The following is a 25,933-nucleotide window of genomic DNA, read 5'->3' on the forward strand; positions in this document are numbered from 1 at the left end:
GCCGTTCAGGCGTGCAGCAGCTTCGGCAGATTCGTCATCGCGTCTGCCGCCGCTTGCTTGAAGCGCGCCATGATGGCCTGCTTCTCGCTGTCTTCGGGCGCGATGCCCGTCATCAGCTTGCCGAAGCCGTCGAGCCGGCTCGCGCGCACCCACTGGCGCAGTTCCTTGTCCTGCCCCCACTGAAACTGGTTGAGCATGTTGGCCATCAGCGAACGCGGGTAGTCGTCGAGCGTGTGCGGGAACGGCACGGTGCCGCACAGGCTGTTCTTCTTCGCGGTGCCCTCGTAGTGCGCCTCCACGTAGGCGACGAGGGCCGCGCTGAAGCTGGGCTGGGGCAGGCGCACGAGCTGAAGGAAGATCTTGTCGTCGCCCTGGAAGATGGGTTGCGCGGGCCGCGGCTCCACCGCCGACGCGGTGCAATCGATGAACAGCGTGCCCGGTGCCACCGGCACACGGCCTTGGTCGAGCACCATCTCGCCGGGGTCGATGCGCTGCACCCGGCCGAGGCGCACCACGTCACGGATGCGCCGCAGCACCTCGGCCTCGCCCGGGGCGATCGTGGCCAGGTGGAACATGGTGGGTGTGCGATCGGGGTCGATGCGCATCACGGCGCCGCAGGCTTCGAGGCGAAGGAACAGGTCGGCGGTCGACGTGGCGCGCGCGCAGGCTTCCATCTGGTCGGCCTGGCCGCCGATCACCTCGTTGAAGAACTCTTCGGCGGGCTGGGTGGTGATGCGGTTGACGAGCCAGGAATCGCGCGGCATCACCCACTGGATGGCCTCGGGGCTGGCGCCGGCCTGGATCAGCCAGATGGCCGCGTCCATCGCCGTCTTGCCCGCGCCCACGACCACGAAGCGGCGTGGCAGGCTGCCCCCGCGCTGGTCGGCCCAGAGCCGTGGCAGCGCGTTCGGCGGCACCAGCCGCACCCCCGGCGCGACCTCGAAGCGGGGTGTGTGCGTCGACGGGATGGAGGGGCTGAAGCAGGTCGCGTCGACCACCTTCTTGCGCACCCGCACCCGCGTGCGCTCGCCCGAGAGAAGCGACTCGAACTCGCCGTCGCCGAGGTGGTTGCACATCGGGTGGTAGGCCACGCGGCCGCTCGGCAGCAGCTTGTGGTTCATCACGCGGTCGTAGTAGCCGCTGATCTCGGGGCCTGATGCCAGCTCGTACAAGCCCTTGTTGAGGCCGATGGTGTCCTTGCGGCGGCTGCCCAGCTCCATCGAGTTGACGCCGTAGAAAGCCGAAGGCTGGTGCAGCGTCACGAACGAATAGGCGTCGTTCCAGTGGCCACCGGGTTTGCCGCGGCGGTCGACGATCGTGATGTGGGCGTCGCTCTCGTCGAGCAGCGTGTCGGTGAAGGCCAGGCCGGCGGCGCCGCTGCCGATGACGAGGTAGTCGGTCTCGAAGGATTTCATCGCGCGGGCGCCAGTGGTGGGTGTGGCCGCGATGATGCCACCCGGTATCGGCCCTGCGGGATTGACCGCGACGCCGTGGCCAGCCTAGGCTCGTGGTGCGATGACGAGACTGTCCATCTACATCCGGCCGAGCGGTGAAAGCGTGCTGCACCGCACCGGCTTCTCGTGGCTGGCCGTGCTGGCCTGGCCGCTGTGGGCGCTGCACCGCCGGCTGTGGTGGGTGTTTCTGGCGTCGTTTCCGCTCACGACGGCGGCGCACGGCATTGCCAATCTGGCGATCGGCGCGGTCCCTGGTGAGAACGCGCAGGGCGCGCTGGCGCTGTTCTGGCTGATCGGCTGGTCGCTCGCGGCGGGCCGCTGGGCCAACGGCTTGCACCGGCGCCTGCTCGAGCGCGCCGGTTACCGGATGACGGCCACCGAGCTGCCTGCGGCGGGGCCGGCATGAACCTGCAGTCCTGCCGGGCCACGATCGACGCCACCCATGCGGCCGTGCTCGCCGACCCCGACTTCAGCGTGGCCCAGTTGCTCGCGCTCTTCCCGATGGTCGGCCTGGTGCTGGCGGTGCTGATGGCTCCCGTGTGGCAGGCCGTCTACGGCCGCCGCGTTCAGCGTTTCATGGGGTTGCGCGAGGTGGCGGTGCCACCCGGTGCCTGGTGGCGGCGCCGCGAAAGTGCGCTCGGCCGCCGCGCTTCGGCCGGCGCACAGGCCGGCACGGCGATGCCGTTGGCGCAGGCCATACAACAACGCGAAACCCGTATCCGGCGCGCCACCTGGGCGGCCTACCTGGCCTGCGTGGCCTACAGCCCGATGCTGGCCCCGTGGATGCTCGACATGACGCTCCTCGACCACGCCGGGATGGTCTTGTTCACTGCGGTGCTGGCCGCCGGCCCGGCGGTCGTGAACGTCGTGCCGCAAGGCTCCAAGCGCCTGCTGCTGGCCGGCGCCGTGCTCGTGACGGCGAGTGCGCTGGCGTTCGAGGCCGACGTGGGCCTGGACGACGCGCTGATCGCGGTCGCCATCGTTGTGCTGCTGTACTTCACGAGCGTGCACCGCACGATGCGTGCGCTGGTCGTGCCGCTGCTGGTGCTGAGTGCCGCGGCATTGGTCGGCGCGTTCCTGGCCCTGTGGGCGCTGCTGCCGCTCAGCTGCCTGCCCGAAGAGGGGCCGTCCGGCGTGCAGGCCTGGGCGCTGAGCGGCGCCGTGCTGGGCGCGTCGGTGATGCTGTTCGTGGCCTGCGTGTGGTTCGGCGCACGGCTGCTCGACGGACTGGCGGCGATCGTGCGGCGCGGCTGGCTGTCCGACCGCTCGCTGGTGGCGTTCACGGGTCTGGCGATGATCGCCGGCGTGCTGATGCTGGCCGTCGACGACCCGCGGGCCACGGTCGGCCTGCGCGTCGCGATCTACGCCGGCTGGATGGGCCTGACCGCCGGCGCCTATGCCTGGATGCTGCAGCACCAGCCCTGCCCGCAGACGAACCGGCGCCTGCTGATGCTGCGGGTGTTCTCGAAAGACCGCCAGGCCGAGCGCCTGCTCGACGCGATCCAGTCGCGCTGGCAATTGGCCGGGCCCGTGCTCGAGATCGCCGGGCCCGACCTGGCCAAGCTGAACCTCGACCTGACCGAGTTCATCCACCTCGTCACCTTCAAGCTGCACGACCTGTTCCAGCCCGGAGAGGCCCCAGCCGAGGTGCTGGAAGCCAGCCTCGACCTGGCGCTCGACCACGAAGGCCGCTTCCGCGTCAACGAGGTGTTCTGTTTCGACACCTCGTGGCGCGGTGTGGTCGAACAGTTGATGGGCTTGTCGGACGTGGTGCTGCTCGACCTGCGCGGTTTCACCGACCAGCGCAAGGGCACCGCACACGAGGTGCACCGGCTCGCCGCCCTCGGCCTGCTGCCGCGCGTGGTGGCGCTGGGCGACACGGCCACCGACTGGTCGTACTTCGAACACTGCGTGGCGCAGCACGGGCCCGGGCCGGGCCTGGCGCTCAGGCTCGATGCTGCCGACCGCGACGCGCTGGCGTCGTGCCTGGACCGGCTGGTAGCGGTTGCCGACACGGCGCGCCCCGGCGCCGGTGGCAAACCGTGACAGACAAGCGCTGCGCTTGGCGGCACACTGCCGGCATGCGCACGACACCGCTCCACCTCGGATTCGCTCTCAGCGGTTTCTTGCTGCTGCTTCCGTGCGCGCATGCGCAAGCGCCTGGCAACAAGCCCGCCACGAATGCCGAGGCGGTGGCCGCCTGCGAGCAGTCGGTTCAGCAATCGCTGGCGAGCAAGGGCGCGCCCGCGGCCGACCTCCGGTTCAACGGCCCGCCCGCGTCGCAGACCGACCGCTCGAACGACGGTCAGCTTGTGCTCCGAGGGGCAGGGAGCTGGCGCGCCGCCACGGGCGTGCGGCGCTTCGAGTACAGCTGCAACGTGGACCCGCGCACGGCCGAGGCCATGGGCCTGGTGCTGCGCGACACGACGCCGGCGTCTGCGCAGGCCCGACCCGCACCCACGGCGCTGGAGCCCGACCTGCGCAACCTGTCGCCGCAAGCCTGCGAGGCGAGCGTGGCGGCGGTGCTGCAGAAGCGCTGGCCGCGCGTCTCGGAGATCCGGCTCGACAGCGGCGCCCGCAGCTTCGTGCAAACCAGCCCCGAGAAAGCCGAACTGCATGGCCAGGGCCGCGCCCTGCCGCTGCAAGGCTCGCCGTTCACGCTGTTCGGTTTCGACTGCGAGATCGACCCGCGCGACGGCCGCGTGCTGAGCACGCGGGTCTCGGGCTGAACGCGCCAGAGACCCGGCGGCGGAATGCCGCCGCGTGTCTCAAGTCGCCGGCTTGTCGCTCAGCGCCTTCATGTTGTCGATCAGCTCCTGGCTCATCGGCGCGTTCAGGTTGATGCCCTTCGGCGGGATCGGCGACTGGAACCACTTGGTGTAGAGCTTCGCGAACTCGCCGCTCTTCATCAGGCCGGCGAGCGTGTCGTCGACCAGCTTCTTGAAGGCGGGGTCGTTCAGGCGCAGCATGATCGCGTAGGGCTCGACCTGGATCGGCTCGCCCACCACCGCCAGCGTGGCCGGGTTCTGGCTGCTGGCGCGCAGGCCGTAGAGCAGGATGTCGTCCATGCCGAAGGCGACGGCCCGGCCCATCTCGACCATCAGCGCCGACTCGGAGTGGTCTTTCGCGCCGAGCAGCTCCATGCCGAGCTTCTTTTCTTCGTTCAGGTTGCGCAGGATCTGGAAGTTGGTCGTGCCCGTGGTCGAGACGATGGTCTTGCCCTTCAGGTCGTCGATCGTCTTCACGGCGGTGCCGGTCTTCACCAGGAACTTGGTGCCGGTGTAGAAGTAGTTGGTGGCGAACTGCACCTGCTTGCCACGCGCGCTGTTGTTGGTGGTGGAGCCGCACTCGATGTCGATCGTGCCGTTCTGCAGCAGCGGAATGCGGTTGGCCGACGTCACGGCCTGCAGGTTCACCTTCAGGTCGGCCCGGCCGGTGGCCTTCTTCACTTCGTCGACGATCTTCAGGCAGATCTCGTGGCCGAAACCGACCGGCTGGGCCTTGTCGTCGAGGTATGAAAACGGGATCGACGATTCGCGGTAGGCCAGCGTGATCTGGCCCGAGGCCTTGACCTTGTCGAGCGTGGAGGTGGCTTGTGCGGTTGCCAGCACGGGGGCGGCCAGCGCGAGGACGGGGAGCAGCTTCAGGAAGTTCGGTCGCATGGAGGCGGTCCTTTGAGGCAAGGTTGAAAGTGGATGCATGGTACGGGTTCGCCTGCACAAATGCCGCTAGGATTTGCGCTCGGGAACTCGGCGCGAACGACGCACTCGCAGGAGCCGTGCCACGAATTTCCCTTCCCACCCACCGAAGGAGCCTGACGCGATGACGTCGAACCTCAAGAAGATCGCCGCCCTGTTCACCCTCGCGCTGGCCGCCGGCGCCAGCGTGGCCGCCGACGAACCCAAGCTGCTCAACATCTACAACTGGTCCGACTACATCGCCGAAGACACGATCAGGAATTTCGAGAAAGAAACCGGCATCAAGGTCAACTACGACAATTACGACGCCAACGAGATCCTGCACGCCAAGCTGGTGGCCGGCAAGACCGGCTACGACATCGTGGTGCCGGGCGCGCACTTCGCCAAGGCGCAGATCGAAGGCGGCCTGCTGCAGAAGCTCGACCGCAGCAAGCTCACGAACTGGGGCAACCTCGACAAGGGCCTGCTCGAGCAGCTGGCGGCGGTCGACCCGGGCAACCAGTACCTCGTGAACTGGATGTGGGGTTACGTCACGGTCGGCATCAACACCGAGAAGGTGAAGGCCGCGCTCGCAGCATTGCCAAACGCGCTACCGATGCCCGACAACGCCTGGAGCCTGATCTTCGACCCGAAGTACGCGGCCAAGCTGAAGAGCTGCGGCATCAATTACCTCGACTCGGCTTCCGAAGTGCTGCCGGTCGCGATGCTCTACGTCGGCAAGGCGCCCTACAGCAAGACCGCGGCCGACTACGACGCGGCAGCGAAGATGCTCAAGAGCGTGCGCCCCTACGTCGGCCGGTTCTCGTCGTCGGGTTACATCAACGACCTGGCCAGCGGCGCGCTGTGCGCGGTGATGGGCTATTCGGGCGACATCAACATCGCCCGGGCCCGCGCGATCGAGGCCAACCCGAAAGCACCGCCGGCCATTGAAGCGCTCGTGCCCAAGGGCGGCGCCACGCTGTTCTTCGACTCGATGGCGATCCCGAAGGACGCCAAGCACCCGAACAACGCGCACCTGTTCATCAACTACATCCTGCGCCCCGAGGTGCACGCGTCGCTGACCAACAAGGTGTTCTACGCCAACCCGAACGCTGCTTCGCTGAAGTTCGTGAAGAAGGACGTGGCCGAGAACAAGACCATCTTCCTGTCCGACGCCGACAAGAAACGCATGACGCCACCCGACTCGCTGCCGCAAGACATCCGGCGTGTGCAGACGCGTGTGTTCACCGCCTTCAAGGCGGCCAAGTAGCTCGACCGCTCAGGCCCGCCGCCGGTAGGCGCGGGCCATTTCCACGCTGACGATGCACACCGTCAGCCAGGCGCAGCCCGACACGAAACCAGCCAGCACATCGCTGGCGTAGTGCACCTGCAGGAACACGCGGCTGCAGCCGACGGTGAACGCGAGTGCGGTCGCCGCCATCACGGCCGGCACATGCCAGGCCGGCGGCAAGGTGCGCAGCGCCACGTAAGCGAGCATGCCGTAGGCGACGGTCGCGCCCGAGGTGTGGCCGCTCGGGAAGCTCCAGCCGACCTCGTTGACCAGGCCGTGCTCGTGCAGCGGCCGCACGCGCTCGAACACCCGCTTCAGCAAGGGGTTCAACACCGCGTTGCCACCGACCGCGAGCACCCAGCCGAGCGCCAGCGCGCGCCGGCCCCGCGACCACAGCAGCGCGGCCACCACCACGCCGAGCAGCGTGAGCGTGATCACATCGGCAAAGTGCGTGAGCATGGCGAAGACACGCAGCGTGGCCGGATGCACGTGGTCGCGGATCGCGGTCGTCAGCGCATCGTCGGCCGATGCCATGGCCGCGCCCGGGCCGAGGCCCTCGGCAATCTCGGCGAACAGCGCCGCGCCGCCGAGCACGATCCCAAACCCGATCGCCGCGCTGGCCAGTTCCAGCGCCAGCGGCTCGAGCCGGCTGCGCGCTCGTGGCAGCACCTGCGATCGCAGCAGCCAGACGAGCGCGCCGACAAGCAGCAGCAACAGCACCAGCAGGCCGAAGAACACCGCCAGCGCATGAGTGCCGACGAACGTGGCGGCACCCGCCCAGCTTTCAGCCGGCATGCGCGCTCGCCAGCTCGTGAACCGAGACCCGCTCGAAGCGCTGTGCGGCAGCGTCGTGGTCCCAGCGCTCGACCGCACAACGCCGCGTTGCCGTGACGTGCGCCTCGTTCGCCGACGCGCCGGTCCGGAACAGGTTGACCGAGTTGCCCGCATCGGCGCGCACCCGCCGGCTGACGGCGGTGCCTGCCTGCACCGCCCAGACCGGCCGCGGCAGCTCGGGCCAGCGCTCGCGCAGCGGCAGCACATAGGGCAGGTGGATGTGGCCGCCGGCGACGATGTCGGCGCCGGCCGCGGCCCAGCGCCGCACGGCGGCCGCGTGGCCGTGCAGCAGGTTGTGGCGGTCCTGCTCGCGCGTCACCGCCACCGGCTGGTGCACGACGACGATGCGTGTCTGCGCCGGCCGCGCCGCTTCGAGCCGGCGCGCCACACGCTCGACCTGCGCGGCCGACACCTCGCCGTCGGCGTGCCGGTACCAGCGGGTCGTGTTGAGGGCGAGCACCAGCAGGTCGTCGTTCTCGAACTCCGGTTCCAGGCGCTGGCCGAAAGCCCGCGAGAAGTGCGCATACGGCGAGAACAGGCGCGCCGCGAGGTTGAACAAGGGGATGTCGTGGTTGCCGGGAATCGCCAGCACCACCGGCACGCCGAGCCGATCGACAACAGCGCGCGCCGCGGCGAACTGCGCCTCGGTGGCGCGCTGGGTGATGTCGCCCGAGAGCAGCAGCACGTCCGGTCGCAGCGCGTGGGCGAAGCGTTCGAGCGCTGCGACCACCTCGGGCCGCTCGGTTCCGAAGTGCGGGTCGGAGACCTGCAGCACGACGGTCATGGCGCTGCGCGCTCCGGTGCGGGCGCGCTGGGGCGGATCAGCCACAGCGGCTCGGGCGACACGCGGAACACCAGGGGCAGGTTCATGCGTGTGACCTCGCCGTCGGTGGCCACCTTCACGCGGCGTTGGCCGAACCCGCGCAGCACCGTGAGCTGGCGGAACGGAAAGTTCAGCACCTGGTCGGCTTCGCCCAGCCGGCCGAGTGCGCCGCGCAGCAGCAGCCCGAGCATCGCCAGTCGTCCGACCGGGCGCAGCGTGATGCCGGCCAGCGCGCCCGCGTCGATGGCCTGCGCTTCGGGAAAGCCGAACTGCTCCATCTGCAGCGCGTTGTTGCCGACGAAGAGCGTCGGTGTGCGCACGTCGTGCGTCTCGCCATGCACGCCGATGCGCAGCCGCAGGTTGCGGTAACCGCGCAGCAAGGTCATCAGGCCGGCGCCGGCAGCCACGAGCCGGCTGCGGCCGAGCTTTTTCTTCCACGCTTCGCGGTCTTCCAGCAGCTTCGGGTACAGCCCGAGGCTCGCGTTGACGAGGAACACCCGTTCGTTGACCAGCCCCACCTGCACCGGATGGGCCTGCTCGTGCAGCAGCACCTGCATCGCCGGCGCGATGTCGGCCGGGATGCCGTGGGTGCGGCTGAAGTAGTTGAAAGTGCCTTGTGGCAGCACGCCGAAGGGGCAGCCGCTGCCGAGCGTGGCCTGCGCCACCGCGTTGATCGTGCCGTCGCCGCCGGCCGCGACCACCACACCGCCCACTTGTTGCGCGCGCCGCACTGCCTCGTGCGCCACGGCGGTGATGCGTTGGGGTTCGTCGACCACCAGCAACTGCAGCTCGCGGGCTGCTTCGGCGCAGGCGTGCTCGATCGCGGCCCGGGCCTCGGCCGCGTCGCCGTGGCCCGAGCCGATGTTGAACACGATGAACAGCGCTGCTGGCATGACGGGTGGCGAGTCGGGGCGGCGCAGTATCGCGTGCGCCCGGGCTCAGCGCTGTAGGAGAGCAGGCTGATGCGGTCTCAGCTGACCTTCACACCCTTCCAGAACGCCACACGCCCCTTGATGTTGGCAGCGGCTTCGCTCGGCTCGGGGTAGTACCAGACCGCGTTCTCGTTCATCTCGCCATTGACCATCAGGCTGTAGTAGTAGGCCTGCCCTTTCCAGTGGCAACTGCTGCGGTGGTTGCTGAAGGTCACGTATTCGCGCTTCAGGCTTGCTTCGGGAAAGTAGTGGTTGCCTTCGACGATCACGGTGTCGTCGCTTTCGGCCAGGGTCACGCCGTTCCAGGTGGCTTTCATCGGGGGTCCTCGTGCTGCGGGTGGTTCGATGCCGGATCATCCCGGATATCTCGCCGCGGCGCTGCGCAGGCGCTTCGCGATCATGGCCGACAGGGTTTTGTCGCCGGTGACGAACACGGTGTCGCCGTGGCGCAGGATGTCCATCGCCAGCTCGGTCGGGTCGCTGTAGGGCACCTGCAGTTCGTAGCGGCCGTCGGGCAGGAAACGAGTCTTCTGCTGCGGGTGCCACTCTTCGTTGGCGACCCACTGCGCCGCTTCGGCAGTGAACACGAGCGTCGCCCACTTCACTTTGGCGCCGCCACCACCGTAGATGCCGTAGCCGGCGTCGAGCTCGGCTTCGAGTTCGCGCAGTGCCACGTTCTTCGCCTTCGATTCGAGCAGCCCGGCCTCGCGGATCGCGTCGAGCGCGAAGCGGCGCAGGCCGTCGCTGGCGTGGCACCACGCGTCGAGGTACCAGGTGTTGCGGTAGTTCACCAGGCGCTGCGGCGAGACTTCGCGCTCGCTCGTGCTGCGGTCGCTCCGCTTGAAGTAGCGCAGCGTCAGGCGCCGGCGCTGCAGCAGCGCGCTGCCCAACAGCTCGAAATGTTTGCTCGGCACGCGCCGGCGCGCGGTGCCGATCACTTTCACGCGGCGCATCAGTTCGCGCGCCGTGCTTTCGTCGGTGCCGAGCATGCCCTGCAGCTTTTCCATCAGCGGCTGCAGGTGGCGGGCCAACACACCGTCGTCGTCGAGGCCGGCGAGCAACTGGTGCATCGTCAGCAGGGCGTGGATCTCGTTCTCGCTGAACCACAGGCCGGGCAGCTCGTGGCGGGCATGGCTTGAGGCACCTGCGGGCGCGGCGGCGAAGCGGTAGCCGTTGCTGAAGGCGTCGTAGACAATCGGCGCGCTCAGGCGGTCGCGCAGGTACTGAAGGTCTCGCTTGAGCGTGGCCGGCGAGACGCCGAGCTCGCCTTGCAGCGCGGCGAAGCTGACGCAGCCGCGGCCCTTGAGCAGCAGTTCGATCTTGTAGAAACGTTCGGTGCGGTCCATCGATTCCCGGTGTGGTGGCAGCCCACTGGCTCACTGGGTGAGCCAGTGGCGCGCAGCATAGCTTTTTTTCAGCGAGTTTTGCTGGCTCACGTTGTGAGCTACCCGGGCGGAACACTGGCTCCATCGCTGCAGCGTTTGCAGCGACTCCCCAGGAGCATTCCCATGACCACGCTGAACTTCATCGATCTGCAAACCGGCTTCCCCCACCCGCACGCCAGCGTCACGGCGCACGAACACGTCGGCTTCGAGCTGGGTTGGGACTACGCGCATTACCGCGTCAACCCGCCCGCGCCCTATGCGCAGGAGCCTTCGCCGCTGCGCAACGGCCTGCTCGCCGGTCAGGCCGCGTTCGGGCAGCGCACCCTGGCGGCCACGCGCCACGTGCGCAAGTGGTTGCAGCTGCGGCTGCACGCCTGGCTGCGCGGGCGCAGCGTCGAGCTGGTGCAGGTCACGCCCAACTACCTGCAGCAGATCGACGTGAGCCACTGCCCGATCACACGCGCGGCACTCTCCACCGCCACGCTCGAAGCCACCGATGCCTCGGTCGACCGGGTGCGCAACGACGCGGGTTATGCGGCCGGCAACCTGGCCGTGATGAGCACCAAGGCGAACCACGCGAAGGCGTCGCACGGGTTTCGCGACGCGCTGCGCTTCGTGCAGCAGATCGAATCGGCCAAGCTGCCCGGCCTGAACGGCCTGACCGCCGAGCAGTGGGCCCGCACCGCCGTGCTCTGCAGCTTCGTCGAGACGCTTTCTCACGACGAAGCCTGCGCGCTGCCCCTGCTGGTGTTGCCGCCCAACCGGCTGCGCCTGTTCAACCCGGTGCAGGCGCTGCAGGCTTTCGTCAGCCAGCAGTTGTTGAAGCCCGGCTGGAGCGGGCGTGTCAGCCGCTTCGAAGACCTGTTGCCCGGCAAGCCGCTGAAGCGCGACTTCAAGAGTTTTTTCATGGCGCTGCTGCCGCGCGTGATCGAGGCCGGCCTGTCGGGCGAAGGCCAGCATGCGCGCTGGGCGGTCGAAGACGCGTGGCGCTCGCCGCTGGTGCAGCAGCGCTGGAAGAGCTTTGCCAGCCAGCTCACGGCGCCGCAATGCGAAGCGCTGTTGGCGCGCGCCGCTGCGCGCAAGCTGACGACAGCCGTGGTGGTGCCGCACAGCGAGGCCGGCGCCACCGACGGCTGGAATCTGGACACACGCGGTTATGTGCCACACACCCAGCAAGCAGGCCGTGTCGAGCACGACGCGCAGCGCCAGTTCGCCTGGTAGGCCGCGTAAACCCGGGTCGGGTTTCCGGCGCTTGACGCCGCAATTGGACAGGCCAATCATCCATTGGCCTTACCAATTTGCCTTACCAATTTGCCTGACCTGACGCATGCCGACCCCGTCCCCGCTCGATGCCCGCCGCCTCTACCGCCAGATCGCCGACCAGCTCGGCCAGCTGATTGCGGGCGGCGCCTACCCGGTCGGCACGCGCCTGCCGGCCGAGCGTGAACTGGCCTTGCAGTTCGGTGTGAGCCGGCCGTCGGTGCGCGAGGCGCTGATCGCGCTCGAGGTCGAAGGGGCGGTCGAGGTGCGCGGTGGCTCGGGTGTGTTCGTGCTGCCGGCCTCAACCGCGCCGCGGCGCAGCGCGGTGCCGGCGCCCGGCCCGTTCGACGTGATCCGCGCGCGCTGGATCGTCGAGTCAGAAGCCGCCGCGCTGGCCGCCACCCATGCCACGCCGGCCCAACTGCAGCGCCTGCACGACGCGCTGAGCGACATGCGCAGTGCGCCCTCGCACAACGCCGCCGCGCTCGACGCCGACCACCGTTTTCACCTCGGCATCGCCGAAGCCAGCCACAACAGCGCGCTCGTGATGGTCACGCAGCAGTTGTGGGACGCGCGGCGCGGCCCGCTCTACATGCAGCTCGAATCGCATTTTGTCGGCGCGCAGATCTGGCGCGAGGCCGTCACCGAGCACGGCGAGATCCTGCGAGGCATCGCCTCGCGTGACGCGCGGGCCGCGCGCGCCGCGATGCGCAAGCACATGAAGAACGCCGAGGTGCGCTTTGCCTCGGGCTGGCGGCCGCAGGGCTGAGCCGGTACCGCCACGCTTTCCATTCCACCCACGAAGCGACCCAGAAAGACCGTGATGATGATCAACCGACGCCTTCTCCTCTCGACCCTCGCCGTCGCCACGCTGGCCGGCGCCGGTGCGGCGCGCGCCGCCGACTACCCGGCGCACGCCATCGAGATCATCGTGCCCTTCGGCGCCGGCGGCGGCACCGACGCGCTCGCTCGCGCTTTTGCCGACAACGCGCGCAAGCACCTGGCGCAACCCTTCGTCGTCAACAACAAGCCCGGCGCCAGCGGCGTGATCGGCTGGAGCGACGTGGTCAACGCCAAGCCCGACGGCTACAAGCTCGCGCTGATGACGGTGGAGCTCACGATCCTGCCGCACCTCGGCCTGTCGAAATTCGGCGTCGAAGAGTTCACCCCGATCGCGCGGCTCAACGCCGACCCGGCGGCCATCACCGTGAAGGGCGACGCGCCCTGGAACACGGTCGAAGAGTTCATCGCCGCCGCCAAGAAGCCCGGCGCCGAGATGAAGATGGGCAACTCCGGCAACGGCTCCATCTGGCACCTGGCCGCGGCCTCGGTCGAAGACAAGACCGGCGCCAAGTTCAGCCACATCCCCTACCAAGGCGCGGCGCCGGCGGTGCTGAGCCTGCTCGGCGGCCACATCGACGCGGTGGCCGTCAGCCCCGCCGAAGTGGCGCCGCATCTGGCGACCGGCAAGCTGAAGATGCTCGCCGTCATGGCCGACCAGCGCCTGAAGGCTTTCGAGAAAGTTCCCACACTGAAAGAGCGTGGCATCGACGTGAGCCTGGGCGCCTGGCGCGGCCTGGGTGCGCCGAAGAACACGCCGAAGGAAGTGATCGACGTGCTCAAGGCCGTGGCGCAGAAGACCATGAACGAACCGCAGATGCGCGAGGCGATGGACAAGCTGGCGCTCGGTTACGCCTACGGCGACGAAGCGGCGTTCAAGGCCACGATGGCGCGCGACAACGACGGCTTCAAGGCGCTGATTCCGAAGCTCAACCTGAAGCCCTGAACCCGCGGCGCTGCCGAACCCGCTTCTGCCCCACACGAAGGAGACAACCAGCATGAAACGCAACACCCTGAAGACCCTCGCCGCCCTGGCCACGCTCGCGCTGTGCAGCGGCTTCGCCAGCGCCCAGACCAAGCTCAAGTGGGCCCACGTCTACGAGGTCGGCGAGTCGTACCACAAGCAGGCGCTGTGGGCGGCCGACGAAGTGAAGAAGCGCAGCGCCGGCCGCGTCGTCATCGAGGTCTATCCGGCGTCGATGCTCGGCAAGGAAAGCGACATCAACCAGGGCCTCGGCCTGGGCACCGTCGACATCATCTACACCGGCATGGCGTTCGCCGGCCGCGCCTTCCCGCCGATGTCGATCGCCTCGGGCCCGTTCATCTTCCGCGACTTCGCGCACTGGCAGGCCTTCCGCAACGGCCCGGTGTTCAAGGAACTGGCGGCCGGCTACGAAGGCAAGACCAACGGCAACCACATCGTCGGCTACACCTACTACGGCCAGCGCCACATGACGGCGAACAAGCAGGTCTTGAAGCCCGAAGACATGAAGGGCCTGAAGATCCGCGTGCCCGACGCGCCGCTGTTCCTGATGTTCCCGAGAGCGGTGGGCGCCAACGCCACGCCGATCGCCTTCGCCGAGGTCTACCTGGCGCTGCAGAACGGCACCGTCGACGCGCAGGAGAACCCGCTGCCCACCATCGACGCGAAGAAGTTCTACGAGGTGCAGAAGTACATCATGCTGACGGGGCACATCACCGAGTCGCTGGTGACGATCGTGGCCGGTGGTGTGTGGAGCAAGCTGCCCGAGGCCGACAGGAAGATCGTCTCCGACGTGATGTGGGAAGCCTCGACACGCTCGACCAACGACATCGTCGAAGCCGAGAACGCGCTCGTCACCGACTTTGCCAAGCGCGGCGTCTCGGTCGTCAAGGTCGACCGCGGCCCGTTCATCGCCGCGGTGCAGAAAGCCGTGACCGCGCCCGACGCGCCGTGGCCGAAAGAGCTGTACGACCGGGTGCAGGCCATCAAGTAAGCCGATTCGGCGCGCCGGCGCCGCCCGCTGCGACACCCGCTGCCGCAGGGCTGCTGACATCACGTTGTCAGCAGCCCTGCGGCAGCATCGTTTCCGGGGCTGAAGTGGAAGCAACAGGCTGCACTGTCGATTCCGGCCTTGCTCGATCGTCGTACCGGTGGGGCTCTGCACACCACGAGACTCCGCAGCCTCATGCCGCCCACACGACGAGCCCATGACCACCCACATCTTCATCGACCCGCCGGGCGCCGTTGTTATATTTCCGGGCTCACCCGTCGGCCCATTCGAAGTCCGAGCGCTTATCCGCCTCGGCCCGCCTTCTGGCGGCGTGAGCACCCCACAAGCGTGAAACGGAAGTCATTCGTGATGAAGCCCAGGTTCCCCCTGCTGCGCGCCGCGCCCATCGCCGCCAGCCTCTTCACCCTCGCGGCCTGCAGCACCGGCCCGGCGCCCGCGCCCGATGCACTCACCCGGCAGGCCCCCGCGCAGTGGCAGGCCCCGCTGCCGCACATCGGCCAGCTCAGCGAACTCAAGACCTGGTGGCAGCAGTTCAACGACCCGTTGCTGGTGCAGCTGATCGATGCGGCGCAGGCGGTGAGCCCGACGCTCGCGTCGGCCACCTCGCGCATCGAGCAGTCGCGCGCCACGCGCGTGGCTGCCGGCGCCGCGCTGCTGCCCACGCTCGACGCCAACGCCAGCGCGGTGCGCGCCAAGCCCGACTTCGTGAGCGGCATTGGTTCGAGTGCCAGCGTCGGCCTGCAGGCGGCCTGGGAGCTCGACCTGTTCGGTGCCCGCCGCGCCGCGCGCGACGCGGCGCAGGCCAGGGTCGACGGCGCCGAAGCCGCGTGGCACGACGCGCGGGTCTCGGTCGCCGCCGAAGTCGCCACCACCTACACGAGCCTGCGCGCCTGCGAAGCGCAGGTCGAACAGGCCCGCGCCGACAGCGCCTCGCGCAGCGAAACCGCGCGCCTCACCGGGCTGAGCGCGAAAGCCGGCTTCGAAGCCCCGGCCGGTGCGGCACTCGCGCGCGCCAGCGCGGCCCAGGGCAACGCGCTGCTCACACAACGCCGCGCGCAGTGCGACTTGCTGGTCAAGGGCCTGGTGGCACTGACCGGCATCGACGAGCCCGGCTTGCGTGGCCAGCTCGCCGGCGGGCAGGCGAAGCTGCCGCAGCCGGCGCAGATCGTGATGGCCAGCGTGCCGGCGCAGGTGCTGGCGCAACGGCCCGATGTGCTCGGCGCCGAACGCGAGCTGCTCGCCGCGAGCGCCGACGTGTCGCAGGCGCAGGCCCAGCGTTACCCGCGCATCGGCCTGAACGGCAGCATCAGCGCGGCCCGATTCGAGTCGGGCGCGTTCTCGCAGAACGGCACGCTGTGGTCGATCGGGCCGGTCACGGTCTCGCTGCCGCTGTTCGACGGCGGGGCGCGCCGCGCCAACGTGGCCGCCGCACAAGCGCGCTACGACGAAGCCGGTGTGTTGTACCGCGCGAAGTTGCGCGCGGCGGTGCGCGAGGTCGAAGAAGCGCTGGTCGCCTTGCAGAGCACGGCCGATCGCGACGCCGACGCGCAGGTCGCGACCGAAGGTTTTGCCACCTCGTTCCGCGCCACCGAAGCGCGCTTCAAAGGCGGTCTGGCCAGTCTCTACGAACTCGAAGACGCGCGCCGCTCGGCGCTGCAGGCGCAGGTGGCGTTGATCGATCTGCAGCGCGAGCGCAGCACCGCCTGGATCTCGCTCTACCGCGCGCTCGGCGGCGGCTGGTCGACCGCCGACACGCCGGTGGCCGCAGCTCAATCGCCCTCGAAATGAACCTTCACATCCGCACGCTCACCACGATGAAAACCAACCCCACCCTGCTCGTCGCCGCGCTCGCGGCCTGCACCGTGCTCGTGCTCGGCTTCGGCGGCGTCGTCAACGCCGCCGACGACAAGAAGGCGGCCGCGTCGGCGCCGGCCAAGGCCGCGCTCACCGTCACCGTGACGCAGCCGAGCCCGGCCGCGCTGCCGCTGCGCGTGAGCGCCAACGGCAACATCGCGGCCTGGCAGGAAGCGAGCGTCGGCACCGAAGCCAACGGCCTGCGGCTGGCCGATGTGCGCGTGAATGTGGGTGATGTCGTCAAGCGCGGCCAGGTGCTCGCGACCTTCGCGCCCGACACGCTGAACGCCGACGTGGCGCAGACCCGCGCTGCCGTCGCCGAAGCCGAAGCCACCCTGGCCGAAGCCGCCGCCAACGCGCAGCGCGCGCGGGGCTTGCAAGCCACCGGCGCGCTGAGCGAATCGGTGATCAACCAGTACCTCACCGCCGAGCGCACCGCGCAGGCGCGCCTCGAAGCGCAGCGCTCGATGGCGCAGATGCAGCAACTGCGCTTGAAGCAGACCCAGGTGCTGGCGCCCGACGCCGGCGTGATCTCGGCGCGCAGCGCAACCGTGGGCGCGGTGTTGCCGGCCGGGCAGGAGCTGTTCCGCATGATCCGCCAGGGCCGCCTCGAGTGGCGCGGCGAAGTCGCCAGCAGCGACATGGCTTCGCTCAAACCCGGCATGCCGGTCACCGTGACGCCGGCCAACGGCGCGGGCTTGAAAGGCACGGTGCGCATGGTCGCGCCGACGGTCGACCCGCAGACCCGCAACGGCATCGTGTATGTCGACCTGCCCAGCAGCGGCACGGCCCGCGCCGGCATGTTCGCGCGCGGCGAGTTCGAGATCGGCAGCGGCTCGGGCCTGACGCTGCCGCAGAGCGCGGTGCTGCTGCGCGACGGTTTCAGCTACGTGCTGCGTGTGGGCCCCGACTCGAAGGTCACGCAGGCCAAGGTCTCGGTCGGGCGGCGTGTGGGTGACCGCATCGAGATCACCGGCGGGCTCGATGCGGCGGCGCGCGTTGTCGCGTCGGGCGGTGGTTTCCTGGGCGATGGCGACACGGTGCGTGTGGTCGAAGCGGCACCGCAGAAGGCGGTGGCTGGCGCGCCTGCGTCGGCGCCGAAGTGAGGGCCGCACGATGAACGTTTCCGCCTGGTCGATCCGCAACCCGATTCCCGGGGTCCTGCTCTTCATCATGCTCACGCTGGTGGGCCTGATGGCGTTCAAGGCCATGAAGATCCAGAACTTTCCCGACATCGACCTGCCCACCGTCACGGTGTCGGCGTCGTTGCCGGGTGCTTCGCCGGCGCAGCTCGAAACCGAGGTCGCGCGCAAGCTCGAGAACTCGATCGCCACGCTGCAGGGACTGAAGCACATCTACACCACGGTGCAAGACGGCAGCGCCATCGTCACCGCCGAGTTCCGCCTGGAGAAGCCCACGCAGGAAGCGGTCGACGACGTGCGTGCCGCCGTCGCGCGCGTGCGCTCCGACCTGCCCGGCGACCTGCGCGACCCGGTCGTCACGAAGATGGAACTGTCGGGCGCGCCGATCCTGACCTACACCGTCGCGTCGAGCCGCATGGACGACGAAGCGCTGAGCTGGTTCGTCGACAACACCGTCACCAAGAGCATGCTCAGCGTGCGCGGCGTCGGCGCGGTGTCGCGGGTGGGCGGCGTGACGCGCGAAGTGCGCGTCGAACTCGACCCGGCGCGCCTGCAGGCGCTGAACGCCACGGCTGCCGACATCTCGCGCCAACTGCGCCAGGTGCAGCAGGAAGCCTCGGGCGGTCGCACCGACGTGGGTGGCGCCGAGCAGTCGGTGCGCACCATCGCCACCGTGAAGTCGGCCGAAGAACTGGCGCGGCTCGAGGTCACGCTGAGCGACGGCCGGCGCATCCGGCTCGACCAGGTGGCGCTCGTCTCCGACACCGTGGCCGAAAAACGCTCGGCCGCGCTGCTCAACGGCAAGCCGGTGGTCGGCTTCGAGATCACGCGCACGCGTGGCGCCGGTGAGACCGAAGTGGCGGCCGGTGTGCGCGCACAGCTCGAAACACTGAAGGCGGCGCACCCCGAGATCACGGTCACCGAAGCCTTCAACTTCGTCGACCCGGTGCAGGAGAACTACGACGGCTCGATGACGCTGCTGTTCGAAGGTGCCGCGCTCGCCGTGCTGGTGGTGTGGCTGTTCCTGCGCGACTGGCGCGCCACGCTGGTGTCGGCCACGGCCCTGCCGCTCTCGATCATCCCGACCTTCGCGATCCTGTACCTGTTCGGCTTCACGCTCAACGGCGTGACGCTGCTGTCGCTCTCGCTCGTGGTCGGCATATTGGTCGACGACGCCATCGTCGAGATCGAGAACATCATGCGCCACCTGCGCATGGGCAAGAGCCCGTTCGACGCTGCGATGCAGGCCGCCGACGAGATCGGCCTGGCCGTGATCGCCACCACCTTCACGCTGATCGCGGTGTTTCTGCCGACCGCGTTCATGAGCGGCGTGCCGGGCAAGTTCTTCGTGCAGTTCGGCTGGACGGCGGCGATCTCGGTCTTCATTTCGCTCGTGGTCGCGCGGCTGCTCACGCCGATGATGTCGGCCTACATCCTGAAGCGGCCGAAGAAGGAGCACAAGGAAGGGCGCTGGGTCGAGATCTACATGCGCTGGGTCAAGGCCGCGCTGAAGCACCGCATCTGGACCACGATCGCGGCCACGGTGTTCCTGGTCGGCTCGTTCGCGCTGGTGCCGTTCTTGCCCACCGGCTTCATCCCGCCCGACGACCTGTCGCAGACGCAGGTGCAGATCTCGTTGCCGCCGGGCGCCACCTTCGAGCAGACTTTCGCCGCCGCCGAAGCCGCGCGCGAGCTGGTGCAGAAGAACCCGCATGTGAAGCTGGTCTACACCGCGATCGGCGGCGGCAGCACCGGCGCCGACCCGTTCGCGCCGAGCGGCGCGGCTGAAGTGCGCAAGGCCACGCTCACGATCAACATGACACCCCGCGACGAACGCAAGGGCGTGACCAAGCAGTCGATCGAAGCGCAGATCCGCGACGCGGTCGAGGTGTTGCCGGGGGCGCGCGTGAAGGTCGGCTTCGGCGGCTCGGCCGAAAAGTACATCCTGGTGCTGGCCGGTGAAGACGGCAACGCGCTCGCGACCCACGCGCGCGAGGTGGAGCGCGAACTGCGCACCATTCCCGGCATCGGCAACGTCACGTCGACCAGCAGCCTCGTGCGCCCCGAGCTGATCGTGCGGCCCGACTTCGCGCGCGCTGCCGACCTGGGCGTGACAAGCGCGGCCATCGCCGACACGCTGCGCATCGCGACCGCCGGCGACTACGACCAGGCCTTGCCCAAGCTCAACCTGAGCCAGCGCCAGGTGCCGATCGTCGTCAAGCTCAAGGCCGACGCGCGCACCGACCTCGAGCTGCTCTCGCGCCTGGCCGTGCCCGGCGCGCGCGGGCCGGTGATGCTCGGCAACGTGGCCACGCTCGCCATCGACAGCGGCCCGGCGCAGATCGACCGCTACGACCGCCAGCGCAACATCAACTTCGAGATCGAGCTGAACCAGCAGCCGCTCGGCGAAGTCGAAAAACACGCGCTCGCGTTGCCCAGCCTGCAGAACCTGCCGGCCGGCGTGACGCAGACGACGGTGGGTGACGCCGAAGCCATGGGCGAGCTCTTCGCGAGCTTCGGCCTGGCGATGCTGACCGGCGTGCTGTGCATCTACATCGTGCTGGTGCTGCTGTTCCACGACTTCGTGCAGCCGGTGACGATTCTTTCGGCGCTGATCCTGTCGATCCCGGGTGCGTTCCTCGCACTCTTCATCACGCACACGGCGCTGTCGATGCCGTCGATGATCGGCCTGATCATGCTGATGGGCATCGCCACCAAGAACTCGATCCTGCTGATCGAATACGCGATCATGGCGCGGCGCGACATGGGCATGACGCGCATGGAAGCGCTGCTCGACGCCTGCCACAAACGCGCCCGCCCGATCGTGATGACGACCATCGCGATGGGCGCCGGCATGATGCCGATCGCGCTCGGCCTGGGCACCGACCCGAGCTTCCGCGCGCCGATGGCCATCGTGGTGATCGGCGGGCTGATCACGTCGACCTTCCTGAGCCTGCTCGTGATCCCGGTGCTGTTCACCTTCGTCGACGACGTGGTGCAGTGGATGCGCCGCATCACGCACCGCAAGGCGGCCGTTCCGCCGGCGGCGCCGGTGGTCGAGGCGCCCTGAAGAAGGCGCGCGGCCTCAGGCCTCGCCGAGGCTGATCCGGTAACGCGCCGGTTCGGCCGCTGTGCCTTCGGTGCGCTCGAAGCGACCGCCGTGCACGGCAGCGACCCGTTGCACCACCTCGTGCCCCAGACCCAGCCCGAGGCTCCGGTGCGCCCCGCTGCCGCCCGGGCCCGGCGCGCCGACGCTGCGGCCGTTGTCGCGCACTTCGAGGGCCGGCGGGTTCGTTGCCACCACCACCTGCACCGACGTGCCGCGCGGGGTGTGGGCGAGCGCGTTGTCGAGCAGGTTGCGCAGCGCCATCTCCAGCAACACAGGGTGGCCTTGCGCCGCGCAGTGTTCGGGCGCGTCGACCGAGAGCTCGTGGCCGCTCAGGTGCGCGGGTTGGCCGTATTCCGCCGTCACGGCGCGCGCGAGCTCGGCCAGGTCGAGTGGCTGCATCGTGTCGGTCAGCTCGGCCCGGCTCGCCCGTGCCAGTGCCAGCACATGGGTCAACACGGCGCTGGCGCGCGCCGCTTCGTGTTCGACGCGCGCCAGGGCTTCGCTGCGCTCGGCGGGCGTCAACGCGCCGCGCAGCGAGGCCGCGTGCAGGCCCAGCGAAGCCAACGGTGTGCGCAGCTCGTGCGCCACTTCGCTGGCCAGCGTGCGCTCGCGCGACAGGGCCGCGTTGTAGCGTTCGATCAGCAGCTCGATGGCCTGCACGATCTCCCTGAATTCCTCGTGGGGCGGTGCTTGCAGAGCGGTGTCGCGGTGGATGTCGAGCCCGTGCACCTGCTCGCTCAGCTCGTGCAGCGGACGCAACCCCCTGCGAATCGCCAACGCCAGCACCAGCGTCACGATCGGCAGCAGCCAGAGCCCGGGTTCCGCGACCTGCCAGGCGATGTCGTCGGCCAGGTCGTCGCGTTCGGCCAGGCTCAGCAGCACGGTGATCCTGCGGTCGTGCTCGGGGGCGTCCCAGCGCGAAAAGGCGCGCCACTCGGTGGCGGGCTGGCCCAGCTGCAGCGTGGCGAAGCCTTCGATCTGCGTGAAGGGTGGGGTCGGCGCCTTGCCGGTGCGCGACAGCACCTCGCCCCGGCTGTTCCAGACCACGATGCTCAGCGAGGGCTGGTAGTCGTGGGCGCGCAGCTCGCTGCGTCCGCGCGGGGCCGAAGCGCTCGCCGCCGGGCGCGGTACGAACTCGCCGAGCCGTTGCGCGAGCACGAGCGAGGCCACGCTGGCGAGGTGGCCGTCGGTCAGTTCGTCGGCTTCGTGCACGCCGGTGCTGTAGCCCACCGCCATGAAACTGGCCCACACCACCAGCAGCGAAGCGAGCGCCCAGCCCAGCAGGTGGCGCAGCAAGGAAGGGCGCCACCTCATGGCGCGGGCTCTGCCGGCACGAAATAGCCCACGCCGCGCAACGTGCGCACCACGCCCTCGCCGAGCTTGCGGCGCAGGTGGTGCACATGCACCTCGATCGCGTTGCTGTCGAGCGGCTCGTTGAAGCCGTACAGGCTGGCTTCGATCTGGGCCCGCGAGAGCACCCGTGGGCGCGCTTCCATCAGCGTGATCAGCACGCCGAACTCGCGTGCCGACAACTCCACCTCCACGCCACCGCGGCGCACGTGGCGCGCCGCCGGGTCGATCTCGAGCTCGCCCCAGTGCAGCAGTGCCTGGGCGCGCCCGGCCACGCGCCGGCGCAGCGCGCGCATGCGCGCGGCGAGTTCGCCGGCGTCGAAGGGCTTGGTCACGTAGTCGTCGGCGCCGGTGTCGAGGCCGGCGATGCGCGAAGCGACCTGGTCGCGTGCCGTCATGATCACGACCGGCGTGGCCGGGTCGGGCAGCGCACCTGCCGACGCGGCACGCAGTCGTTGCAGCACCTGCAGGCCGTCACCGTCGGCCAGGCCGAGGTCGAGCAGCACCATGCCGAAAGGTTCCGCGCAGAGGGCCGCCCAGGCGGCCGAGATGCTCGGGGCGGTGTCCACGGCCCAGCCTTCCTGCCGCAGTGCCAGGCTGAGCCCGTGCGCGATGCCCTCGTCGTCTTCCGCCACCAGTACCCGCATGTGAACGATTGTGCGCCTCTGCTTAAGAGTTCCTTAAGGCGGGCTGTCGAGACTGCGCGCCATGACGATTCACCGTGCGCGCACCGGGTTCCTCGCGCTCGCCCTGCTGCTCGTGCTCATCGCCTGGGACGCCTCGGGGCTGGACATGGCGCTCGCGCGCTGGGTCGGCGGGCCCGACGGCTTCGCGCTGCGCAACCACTGGCTGCTGACCCGCGTGCTGCACGACGCCGTGAAAATGTCGGCCTGGGGTTTCACCCTGCTGCTGTGCCTGGGCCTGGTCTGGCCGCGCGGGCCCTTGCGGTCGCTGCCGTTCGCGCGCCGGCTGCAACTGCCCGTCACGGCCTTGCTGGCTTCGGCGGCGGTTTCGCTGCTGAAAGGCTTGAGCGCGACCAGTTGCCCCTGGGACATGGCCGAGTTCGGCGGTCTGGCACAGCACCTGTCGCACTGGAGCGGCTGGTTCATGGCCGACGGCGGCGGCGGGCATTGTTTTCCGGCCGGGCATGCCGCCACCGGGTTCGCTTTCGTCGGCGGCTACTTCGCGTTGCGCCTGCACCTGCCGCGGCTGGCGCGCACCTGGCTCGTCGTGGCGCTCGTCACCGGCCTGGGGCTCGGCCTGGCGCAACAGCTGCGCGGCGCCCATTTCATGAGCCACACGCTCTGGACGGCGTGGATCTGCTGGGTGGTGGGCTGGCTGGCCGACCCGTTGTTCGCCGGCCAGGCCGCGCGGCGCGCGCTGCCCGCGTCCTGAAACGCCATCCGCGCCCGAAGGCCGGGTGCCGCTACAGCGCGCCCTGCCCGCGCCGTGCCTGTTGCGTCTTGCCGCCGTAGCCCCAGTCGGTGGCGGCCACTTCGCGAACGATCACGTAGCTCGCTTCTTCAAGAGACGCACCCGGTGCGAGCCGGCTTTGCAGTTCGGCGAAGGCGGCCTCGATGAACGCCGCCTTCTGCACGGTCGTGTTGGTGCCCGCCGTGATGCTGATCTCCAGCAGCGCGGTGGGCCGCTGCACCGGCCGTGCGCCGATGAACCAGCGCGCCACGGGCAGCTCTTCGATCATCACGGCGGTGACCTCCGCGCGCTTGCCGAGCGTGGCGGCGGTGATGGCCGTCAACGCGCTGGCGAGCGCCTGGTCGCGTGGTGGGTCTGGCGGCGCGGCCAGCTTCAGTGTCAGCGTGGGCATGGCGATGCCACCGTGGCCTGCGCGATGGGCGCGCTGTCACGCCGCAAGGCGTGCAGCGCACGGCGCGCTGAACGGGCGATGCCCGACCAGAACGCGTCGATCGCTTCGGTGCGAAGTTCCAGCGCCCGCTGCCTGGCGGCGTCGACCAGTGCATTGTGTTGCAGCACCGACCGGCGGTCGGGCCAGGTGTCGTACTTCAAGCTGTCGTGGTTCATGGTGTTGGCCTTTCCTCAGAGCGTGACCGAACTCTAGGCAGGCCCGCGTTCGCCGGAAACGGCAGGCCGGGCAAAACCGTCTTGCACCCGGCGCAAGGCCGCCGCCCTACCATCGCGTCGATGAACGAGCTCGCCTTTGATGACCTGAAGCTGTTTGCACGCGTGGCCGCGCTCGGCACACTGTCGGCCGTGGCGCGCGAGCGCGACGTGCCGGTGAGCCAGATCTCACGTGCGCTGGCGCGCATCGAAAAGGCCTGCGGCGCACGCTTGATCCACCGTTCCACCCACGCGCTGGCGCTCACGCCGGAAGGCCAGACTTTTCTCGGCTACTGCCAGCGCCTGACCGGCACGCTCGAAGAACTGCAAGGCGAGTTCGCCGCGCAGGCCGGCGAAGCGAGCGGCCTGGTGCGGGTGGCGGCCAGCACCGTGATCGCGCAGTACCTGCTGCTGCCGAGCCTGGCGAGCCTGAGCGAGCGCCACCCGCAGGTGCGCGTGGAGCTCGAAGTGAGCGACCGGCTGGTCGACATGGCGCGCGACGGCATCGACATAGCGATCCGCACCTCGGGCACGCTGCCCGAAACCATGGTCGCGCGGCAGATCGGCAGCCTCGGCCGCGCCTTGTATGCCGCGCCCGCGTACCTGGCCCGTGCCGGCGAGCCGGCGCATCCCGACGACCTGCGCCGGCATCGGCTCGTCACCAACAGCGCGGCGACGCACCTGAACCATTGGCCCTTCGTCGTCGAGGGCGAAGCGCGTGCGCTGCCGGCCGAAGGTTTCTGGCGCTCGAACGATACTGGCCTGGCCGCCAGCATGGTGCTGCAGGGGCTGGGCATCGGCCGGCTCGCCACCATGGTGGCCGAGCCGCTGGTGCAGCAGCAGCGGCTCGTGCCGGTGCTGCCCGGCTTCGTCGACAAGCAACCGGTGCCGGTCTACGCCGTGACCGCCACCCCGCGCCAGCGCCTGCCGAAGATCAGGGCCTGCATCGAGCACTGGGCCGACTGGTTCGGCCGCGCCCAGGCCGCAGGGCCGTGACGCTCAGATCGAGTAGCCCAGCAGCATCGCCACGCCGGCTTCGCGGTTCGGGCGGGTGAAGCTGTCGCGCGTCAACCGGCCCATCTTGATGGTCAGCGTGTCGGTCGCGAACCACTTGCCGTAGATCGTGTTGATCTCGCCGCTGGAATAGAGCCGGGCCAGGCTGCGGTCGACCGCGGCCTGCAGCGCGGTGTCGCCCTTGCGCATCATCACGGCATAGGGCTCGACCGACAGCGCGAGCGCGCTCACGCCCAGCGTGTCGAGCGCCTTGTCGTTCGAAGCCAGGCCGATCAGCAGCGAGTCGTCTTGCGGAAAGGCGCCGACCTTGCCTTCCTTCAGCGCCTTGTAGGCGTCGGTGTTGCTGGCGTAGGACTCGAGCTTGGCCTGCAGTTCGCCGCCTTCGAGTTGCCGGAAGAGCTTCTCGGAGGTCGTGCCCTTGCTCAGCGCGATGCTCATGCCGTTCAGGTCTTTCAGCGAATCGACTTGCCGCGTCTTCGGCGTGAGCACGCGCATGGCCGCCACGAAGAAGGTGTAGCTGAAGTCGACCTTTTCCTGGCGCGCCCGGGTGTTCGTGGTCGAGCCGCACTCCAGATCGATTTCGCCGCTCAGCAGCTTGGGGATGCGCTCCGCGCCGCTGACCAGCTTGTACTGGACCTTGAGTTCGCCGAGCTTGAGTTCCTTCTTGATCTCTTCGACCGCGTTCAGGCACAGGTCGATCGAGTAGCCGACGTGCTGCTTCTGCTCGTTCAAGTAAGAAAACGGCCGCGCCGCTTCGCGCACGCCGAGCACGATGGTCTTGCTGGCGCGCACCTTGGCCATGGTGTCGCCTGCGCCCTGCGCCGATGCGGCGCCGCCCAGGGCCAGCAGGATCAGCGGGGCCAGGGCGCGATACGTCTGGGCAGGAAAAGTGGGCATG

The 25,933-nt window shown here is 69.2% G+C and carries 25 protein-coding genes; 13 read left to right on the top strand and 12 right to left on the bottom strand.

Annotated elements, in window-relative coordinates:
* Window positions 1–5: 5 nt before the first annotated feature.
* Window positions 6–1,415, bottom strand: coding sequence for an NAD(P)-binding protein (locus tag AC30PD_RS18980; protein ID WP_489537242.1), 1,410 nt, complete (start codon window positions 1,413–1,415; stop codon window positions 6–8).
* Window positions 1,416–1,515: 100 nt separating this feature from the next.
* Between AC30PD_RS18980 and AC30PD_RS18985 the strand changes: the two genes are divergently transcribed.
* The 3 genes from AC30PD_RS18985 to AC30PD_RS18995 are packed head-to-tail and all read left to right on the top strand — an operon-like array spanning window position 1,516 to window position 4,183.
* On the top strand, window positions 1,516–1,860 hold the full coding sequence (locus tag AC30PD_RS18985; protein ID WP_489537243.1) for a hypothetical protein: 345 nt from the start codon (window positions 1,516–1,518) through the stop codon (window positions 1,858–1,860).
* Window positions 1,857–3,500, top strand: coding sequence for a hypothetical protein (locus AC30PD_RS18990; protein ID WP_489537244.1), 1,644 nt, complete (start codon window positions 1,857–1,859; stop codon window positions 3,498–3,500). Before AC30PD_RS18985 ends, AC30PD_RS18990 begins: the two co-directional genes overlap by 4 nt.
* 35 nt (window positions 3,501–3,535) lie before the next feature.
* Window positions 3,536–4,183, top strand: a complete 648-nt coding sequence (locus tag AC30PD_RS18995; RefSeq protein ID WP_489537245.1) for a hypothetical protein — start codon at window positions 3,536–3,538, stop codon at window positions 4,181–4,183.
* 39 nt (window positions 4,184–4,222) lie between these two features.
* Here AC30PD_RS18995 and AC30PD_RS19000 read toward each other — a convergent pair whose 3' ends face one another.
* Window positions 4,223–5,116, bottom strand: coding sequence for an amino acid ABC transporter substrate-binding protein (locus AC30PD_RS19000; protein ID WP_489537246.1), 894 nt, complete (start codon window positions 5,114–5,116; stop codon window positions 4,223–4,225).
* A 160-nt stretch (window positions 5,117–5,276) separates the two neighbouring features.
* Here AC30PD_RS19000 and AC30PD_RS19005 point away from each other — a divergent pair, with 160 nt between their 5' ends.
* A complete protein-coding gene (locus AC30PD_RS19005; protein ID WP_489537247.1) occupies window positions 5,277–6,401 on the top strand; it encodes a polyamine ABC transporter substrate-binding protein in 1,125 nt (374 codons plus the stop codon).
* Between the two features lie 9 nt (window positions 6,402–6,410).
* On the opposite strand, the gene AC30PD_RS19010 is transcribed toward AC30PD_RS19005, so the two are convergent.
* From AC30PD_RS19010 to AC30PD_RS19030, 5 genes are all read right to left on the bottom strand, one after another.
* On the bottom strand, window positions 6,411–7,217 hold the full coding sequence (locus tag AC30PD_RS19010; RefSeq protein WP_489537248.1) for a phosphatase PAP2 family protein: 807 nt from the start codon (window positions 7,215–7,217) through the stop codon (window positions 6,411–6,413).
* Window positions 7,207–8,040 carry a metallophosphoesterase family protein gene (locus tag AC30PD_RS19015; RefSeq protein WP_489537249.1) on the bottom strand — a complete coding sequence of 278 codons (834 nt, stop codon included), beginning with the start codon at window positions 8,038–8,040 and terminating at the stop codon, window positions 7,207–7,209. Before AC30PD_RS19015 ends, AC30PD_RS19010 begins: the two co-directional genes overlap by 11 nt.
* The gene (locus AC30PD_RS19020; protein WP_489537250.1) at window positions 8,037–8,972 is read right to left on the bottom strand and encodes a diacylglycerol/lipid kinase family protein; all 936 of its coding nucleotides are present in this window, start codon (window positions 8,970–8,972) and stop codon (window positions 8,037–8,039) included. Before AC30PD_RS19020 ends, AC30PD_RS19015 begins: the two co-directional genes overlap by 4 nt.
* Before the next feature lie 77 nt (window positions 8,973–9,049).
* On the bottom strand, window positions 9,050–9,328 hold the full coding sequence (locus AC30PD_RS19025) for a DUF427 domain-containing protein (RefSeq protein ID WP_489537251.1): 279 nt from the start codon (window positions 9,326–9,328) through the stop codon (window positions 9,050–9,052).
* 36 nt (window positions 9,329–9,364) lie between these two features.
* The gene (locus tag AC30PD_RS19030; protein ID WP_489537252.1) at window positions 9,365–10,357 is read right to left on the bottom strand and encodes a helix-turn-helix transcriptional regulator; all 993 of its coding nucleotides are present in this window, start codon (window positions 10,355–10,357) and stop codon (window positions 9,365–9,367) included.
* A gap of 162 nt (window positions 10,358–10,519) precedes the next feature.
* Here AC30PD_RS19030 and AC30PD_RS19035 point away from each other — a divergent pair, with 162 nt between their 5' ends.
* The 7 genes from AC30PD_RS19035 (at window position 10,520) to AC30PD_RS19065 (ending at window position 20,556) form a co-directional block, all read left to right on the top strand.
* Window positions 10,520–11,617, top strand: coding sequence for a hypothetical protein (locus AC30PD_RS19035; RefSeq protein ID WP_489537253.1), 1,098 nt, complete (start codon window positions 10,520–10,522; stop codon window positions 11,615–11,617).
* Window positions 11,618–11,723: 106 nt separating this feature from the next.
* Window positions 11,724–12,425: a FadR/GntR family transcriptional regulator gene (locus tag AC30PD_RS19040; protein WP_489537254.1), complete on the top strand. Its 702-nt coding sequence runs from the start codon at window positions 11,724–11,726 to the stop codon at window positions 12,423–12,425.
* 57 nt (window positions 12,426–12,482) lie between these two features.
* Entirely contained in the window at window positions 12,483–13,442 is a 960-nt protein-coding gene (locus tag AC30PD_RS19045) for a tripartite tricarboxylate transporter substrate binding protein (RefSeq protein ID WP_489537556.1), read from the top strand.
* Between the two features lie 52 nt (window positions 13,443–13,494).
* Window positions 13,495–14,472 carry a sialic acid TRAP transporter substrate-binding protein SiaP gene (locus AC30PD_RS19050; RefSeq protein ID WP_489537255.1) on the top strand — a complete coding sequence of 326 codons (978 nt, stop codon included), beginning with the start codon at window positions 13,495–13,497 and terminating at the stop codon, window positions 14,470–14,472.
* Window positions 14,473–14,838: 366 nt separating this feature from the next.
* Window positions 14,839–16,278: an efflux transporter outer membrane subunit gene (locus AC30PD_RS19055; RefSeq protein WP_489537256.1), complete on the top strand. Its 1,440-nt coding sequence runs from the start codon at window positions 14,839–14,841 to the stop codon at window positions 16,276–16,278.
* The gene (locus AC30PD_RS19060; RefSeq protein WP_489537257.1) at window positions 16,275–17,450 is read left to right on the top strand and encodes an efflux RND transporter periplasmic adaptor subunit; all 1,176 of its coding nucleotides are present in this window, start codon (window positions 16,275–16,277) and stop codon (window positions 17,448–17,450) included. Before AC30PD_RS19055 ends, AC30PD_RS19060 begins: the two co-directional genes overlap by 4 nt.
* A 10-nt stretch (window positions 17,451–17,460) precedes the next feature.
* The gene (locus tag AC30PD_RS19065; protein WP_489537258.1) at window positions 17,461–20,556 is read left to right on the top strand and encodes an efflux RND transporter permease subunit; all 3,096 of its coding nucleotides are present in this window, start codon (window positions 17,461–17,463) and stop codon (window positions 20,554–20,556) included.
* 15 nt (window positions 20,557–20,571) lie between these two features.
* Here AC30PD_RS19065 and AC30PD_RS19070 read toward each other — a convergent pair whose 3' ends face one another.
* Both AC30PD_RS19070 and AC30PD_RS19075 read right to left on the bottom strand, forming a co-directional pair.
* Window positions 20,572–21,909 carry a histidine kinase dimerization/phospho-acceptor domain-containing protein gene (locus AC30PD_RS19070; RefSeq protein WP_489537259.1) on the bottom strand — a complete coding sequence of 446 codons (1,338 nt, stop codon included), beginning with the start codon at window positions 21,907–21,909 and terminating at the stop codon, window positions 20,572–20,574.
* Window positions 21,906–22,592, bottom strand: a complete 687-nt coding sequence (locus AC30PD_RS19075; protein WP_489537260.1) for a response regulator transcription factor — start codon at window positions 22,590–22,592, stop codon at window positions 21,906–21,908. The genes AC30PD_RS19070 and AC30PD_RS19075 overlap by 4 nt, the downstream gene beginning before the upstream one ends.
* A gap of 61 nt (window positions 22,593–22,653) precedes the next feature.
* Between AC30PD_RS19075 and AC30PD_RS19080 the strand changes: the two genes are divergently transcribed.
* Window positions 22,654–23,340 (top strand): phosphatase PAP2 family protein, encoded by a 687-nt coding sequence (locus AC30PD_RS19080; RefSeq protein ID WP_489537261.1) that lies wholly within the window; start codon window positions 22,654–22,656, stop codon window positions 23,338–23,340.
* A 31-nt stretch (window positions 23,341–23,371) separates the two neighbouring features.
* Here the strand turns inward: AC30PD_RS19080 and AC30PD_RS19085 are convergent, their stop codons facing one another.
* A complete protein-coding gene (locus tag AC30PD_RS19085; protein ID WP_489537262.1) occupies window positions 23,372–23,770 on the bottom strand; it encodes a tautomerase family protein in 399 nt (132 codons plus the stop codon).
* The gene (locus tag AC30PD_RS19090) at window positions 23,758–23,985 is read right to left on the bottom strand and encodes a hypothetical protein (RefSeq protein WP_489537263.1); all 228 of its coding nucleotides are present in this window, start codon (window positions 23,983–23,985) and stop codon (window positions 23,758–23,760) included. The genes AC30PD_RS19085 and AC30PD_RS19090 overlap by 13 nt, the downstream gene beginning before the upstream one ends.
* A 120-nt stretch (window positions 23,986–24,105) precedes the next feature.
* On the opposite strand from AC30PD_RS19090, the gene AC30PD_RS19095 reads away from it, so the two are divergent.
* Complete coding sequence (locus AC30PD_RS19095; RefSeq protein ID WP_489537264.1) at window positions 24,106–25,017, top strand: LysR family transcriptional regulator; 912 nt, start codon at window positions 24,106–24,108, stop codon at window positions 25,015–25,017.
* Window positions 25,018–25,020: 3 nt separating this feature from the next.
* Here AC30PD_RS19095 and AC30PD_RS19100 read toward each other — a convergent pair whose 3' ends face one another.
* Entirely contained in the window at window positions 25,021–25,932 is a 912-nt protein-coding gene (locus AC30PD_RS19100; protein WP_489537265.1) for an amino acid ABC transporter substrate-binding protein, read from the bottom strand.
* Window position 25,933: the final 1 nt, after the last annotated feature.

This window comes from Rhizobacter sp. (assembly GCF_032229685.1).
Lineage (GTDB): Bacteria > Pseudomonadota > Gammaproteobacteria > Burkholderiales > Burkholderiaceae_C > LMDS01.

Excerpts from the sequence above, each read along its gene's own strand:
- AC30PD_RS18980 (WP_489537242.1), bottom strand. The coding sequence starts at position 1,415 with ATGAAATCCTTCGAGACCGACTACCTCGTCATCGGCAGCGGCGCCGCC.
- AC30PD_RS18985 (WP_489537243.1), top strand. The coding sequence starts at position 1,516 with ATGACGAGACTGTCCATCTACATCCGGCCGAGCGGTGAAAGCGTGCTG.
- AC30PD_RS18990 (WP_489537244.1), top strand. The coding sequence starts at position 1,857 with ATGAACCTGCAGTCCTGCCGGGCCACGATCGACGCCACCCATGCGGCC.
- AC30PD_RS18995 (WP_489537245.1), top strand. The coding sequence starts at position 3,536 with ATGCGCACGACACCGCTCCACCTCGGATTCGCTCTCAGCGGTTTCTTG.
- AC30PD_RS19000 (WP_489537246.1), bottom strand. The coding sequence starts at position 5,116 with ATGCGACCGAACTTCCTGAAGCTGCTCCCCGTCCTCGCGCTGGCCGCC.
- AC30PD_RS19005 (WP_489537247.1), top strand. The coding sequence starts at position 5,277 with ATGACGTCGAACCTCAAGAAGATCGCCGCCCTGTTCACCCTCGCGCTG.
- AC30PD_RS19010 (WP_489537248.1), bottom strand. The coding sequence starts at position 7,217 with ATGCCGGCTGAAAGCTGGGCGGGTGCCGCCACGTTCGTCGGCACTCAT.
- AC30PD_RS19015 (WP_489537249.1), bottom strand. The coding sequence starts at position 8,040 with ATGACCGTCGTGCTGCAGGTCTCCGACCCGCACTTCGGAACCGAGCGG.
- AC30PD_RS19020 (WP_489537250.1), bottom strand. The coding sequence starts at position 8,972 with ATGCCAGCAGCGCTGTTCATCGTGTTCAACATCGGCTCGGGCCACGGC.
- AC30PD_RS19025 (WP_489537251.1), bottom strand. The coding sequence starts at position 9,328 with ATGAAAGCCACCTGGAACGGCGTGACCCTGGCCGAAAGCGACGACACC.
- AC30PD_RS19030 (WP_489537252.1), bottom strand. The coding sequence starts at position 10,357 with ATGGACCGCACCGAACGTTTCTACAAGATCGAACTGCTGCTCAAGGGC.
- AC30PD_RS19035 (WP_489537253.1), top strand. The coding sequence starts at position 10,520 with ATGACCACGCTGAACTTCATCGATCTGCAAACCGGCTTCCCCCACCCG.
- AC30PD_RS19040 (WP_489537254.1), top strand. The coding sequence starts at position 11,724 with ATGCCGACCCCGTCCCCGCTCGATGCCCGCCGCCTCTACCGCCAGATC.
- AC30PD_RS19045 (WP_489537556.1), top strand. The coding sequence starts at position 12,483 with ATGATCAACCGACGCCTTCTCCTCTCGACCCTCGCCGTCGCCACGCTG.
- AC30PD_RS19050 (WP_489537255.1), top strand. The coding sequence starts at position 13,495 with ATGAAACGCAACACCCTGAAGACCCTCGCCGCCCTGGCCACGCTCGCG.
- AC30PD_RS19055 (WP_489537256.1), top strand. The coding sequence starts at position 14,839 with ATGAAGCCCAGGTTCCCCCTGCTGCGCGCCGCGCCCATCGCCGCCAGC.
- AC30PD_RS19060 (WP_489537257.1), top strand. The coding sequence starts at position 16,275 with ATGAACCTTCACATCCGCACGCTCACCACGATGAAAACCAACCCCACC.
- AC30PD_RS19065 (WP_489537258.1), top strand. The coding sequence starts at position 17,461 with ATGAACGTTTCCGCCTGGTCGATCCGCAACCCGATTCCCGGGGTCCTG.
- AC30PD_RS19070 (WP_489537259.1), bottom strand. The coding sequence starts at position 21,909 with ATGAGGTGGCGCCCTTCCTTGCTGCGCCACCTGCTGGGCTGGGCGCTC.
- AC30PD_RS19075 (WP_489537260.1), bottom strand. The coding sequence starts at position 22,592 with ATGCGGGTACTGGTGGCGGAAGACGACGAGGGCATCGCGCACGGGCTC.
- AC30PD_RS19080 (WP_489537261.1), top strand. The coding sequence starts at position 22,654 with ATGACGATTCACCGTGCGCGCACCGGGTTCCTCGCGCTCGCCCTGCTG.
- AC30PD_RS19085 (WP_489537262.1), bottom strand. The coding sequence starts at position 23,770 with ATGCCCACGCTGACACTGAAGCTGGCCGCGCCGCCAGACCCACCACGC.
- AC30PD_RS19090 (WP_489537263.1), bottom strand. The coding sequence starts at position 23,985 with ATGAACCACGACAGCTTGAAGTACGACACCTGGCCCGACCGCCGGTCG.
- AC30PD_RS19095 (WP_489537264.1), top strand. The coding sequence starts at position 24,106 with ATGAACGAGCTCGCCTTTGATGACCTGAAGCTGTTTGCACGCGTGGCC.
- AC30PD_RS19100 (WP_489537265.1), bottom strand. The coding sequence starts at position 25,932 with ATGCCCACTTTTCCTGCCCAGACGTATCGCGCCCTGGCCCCGCTGATC.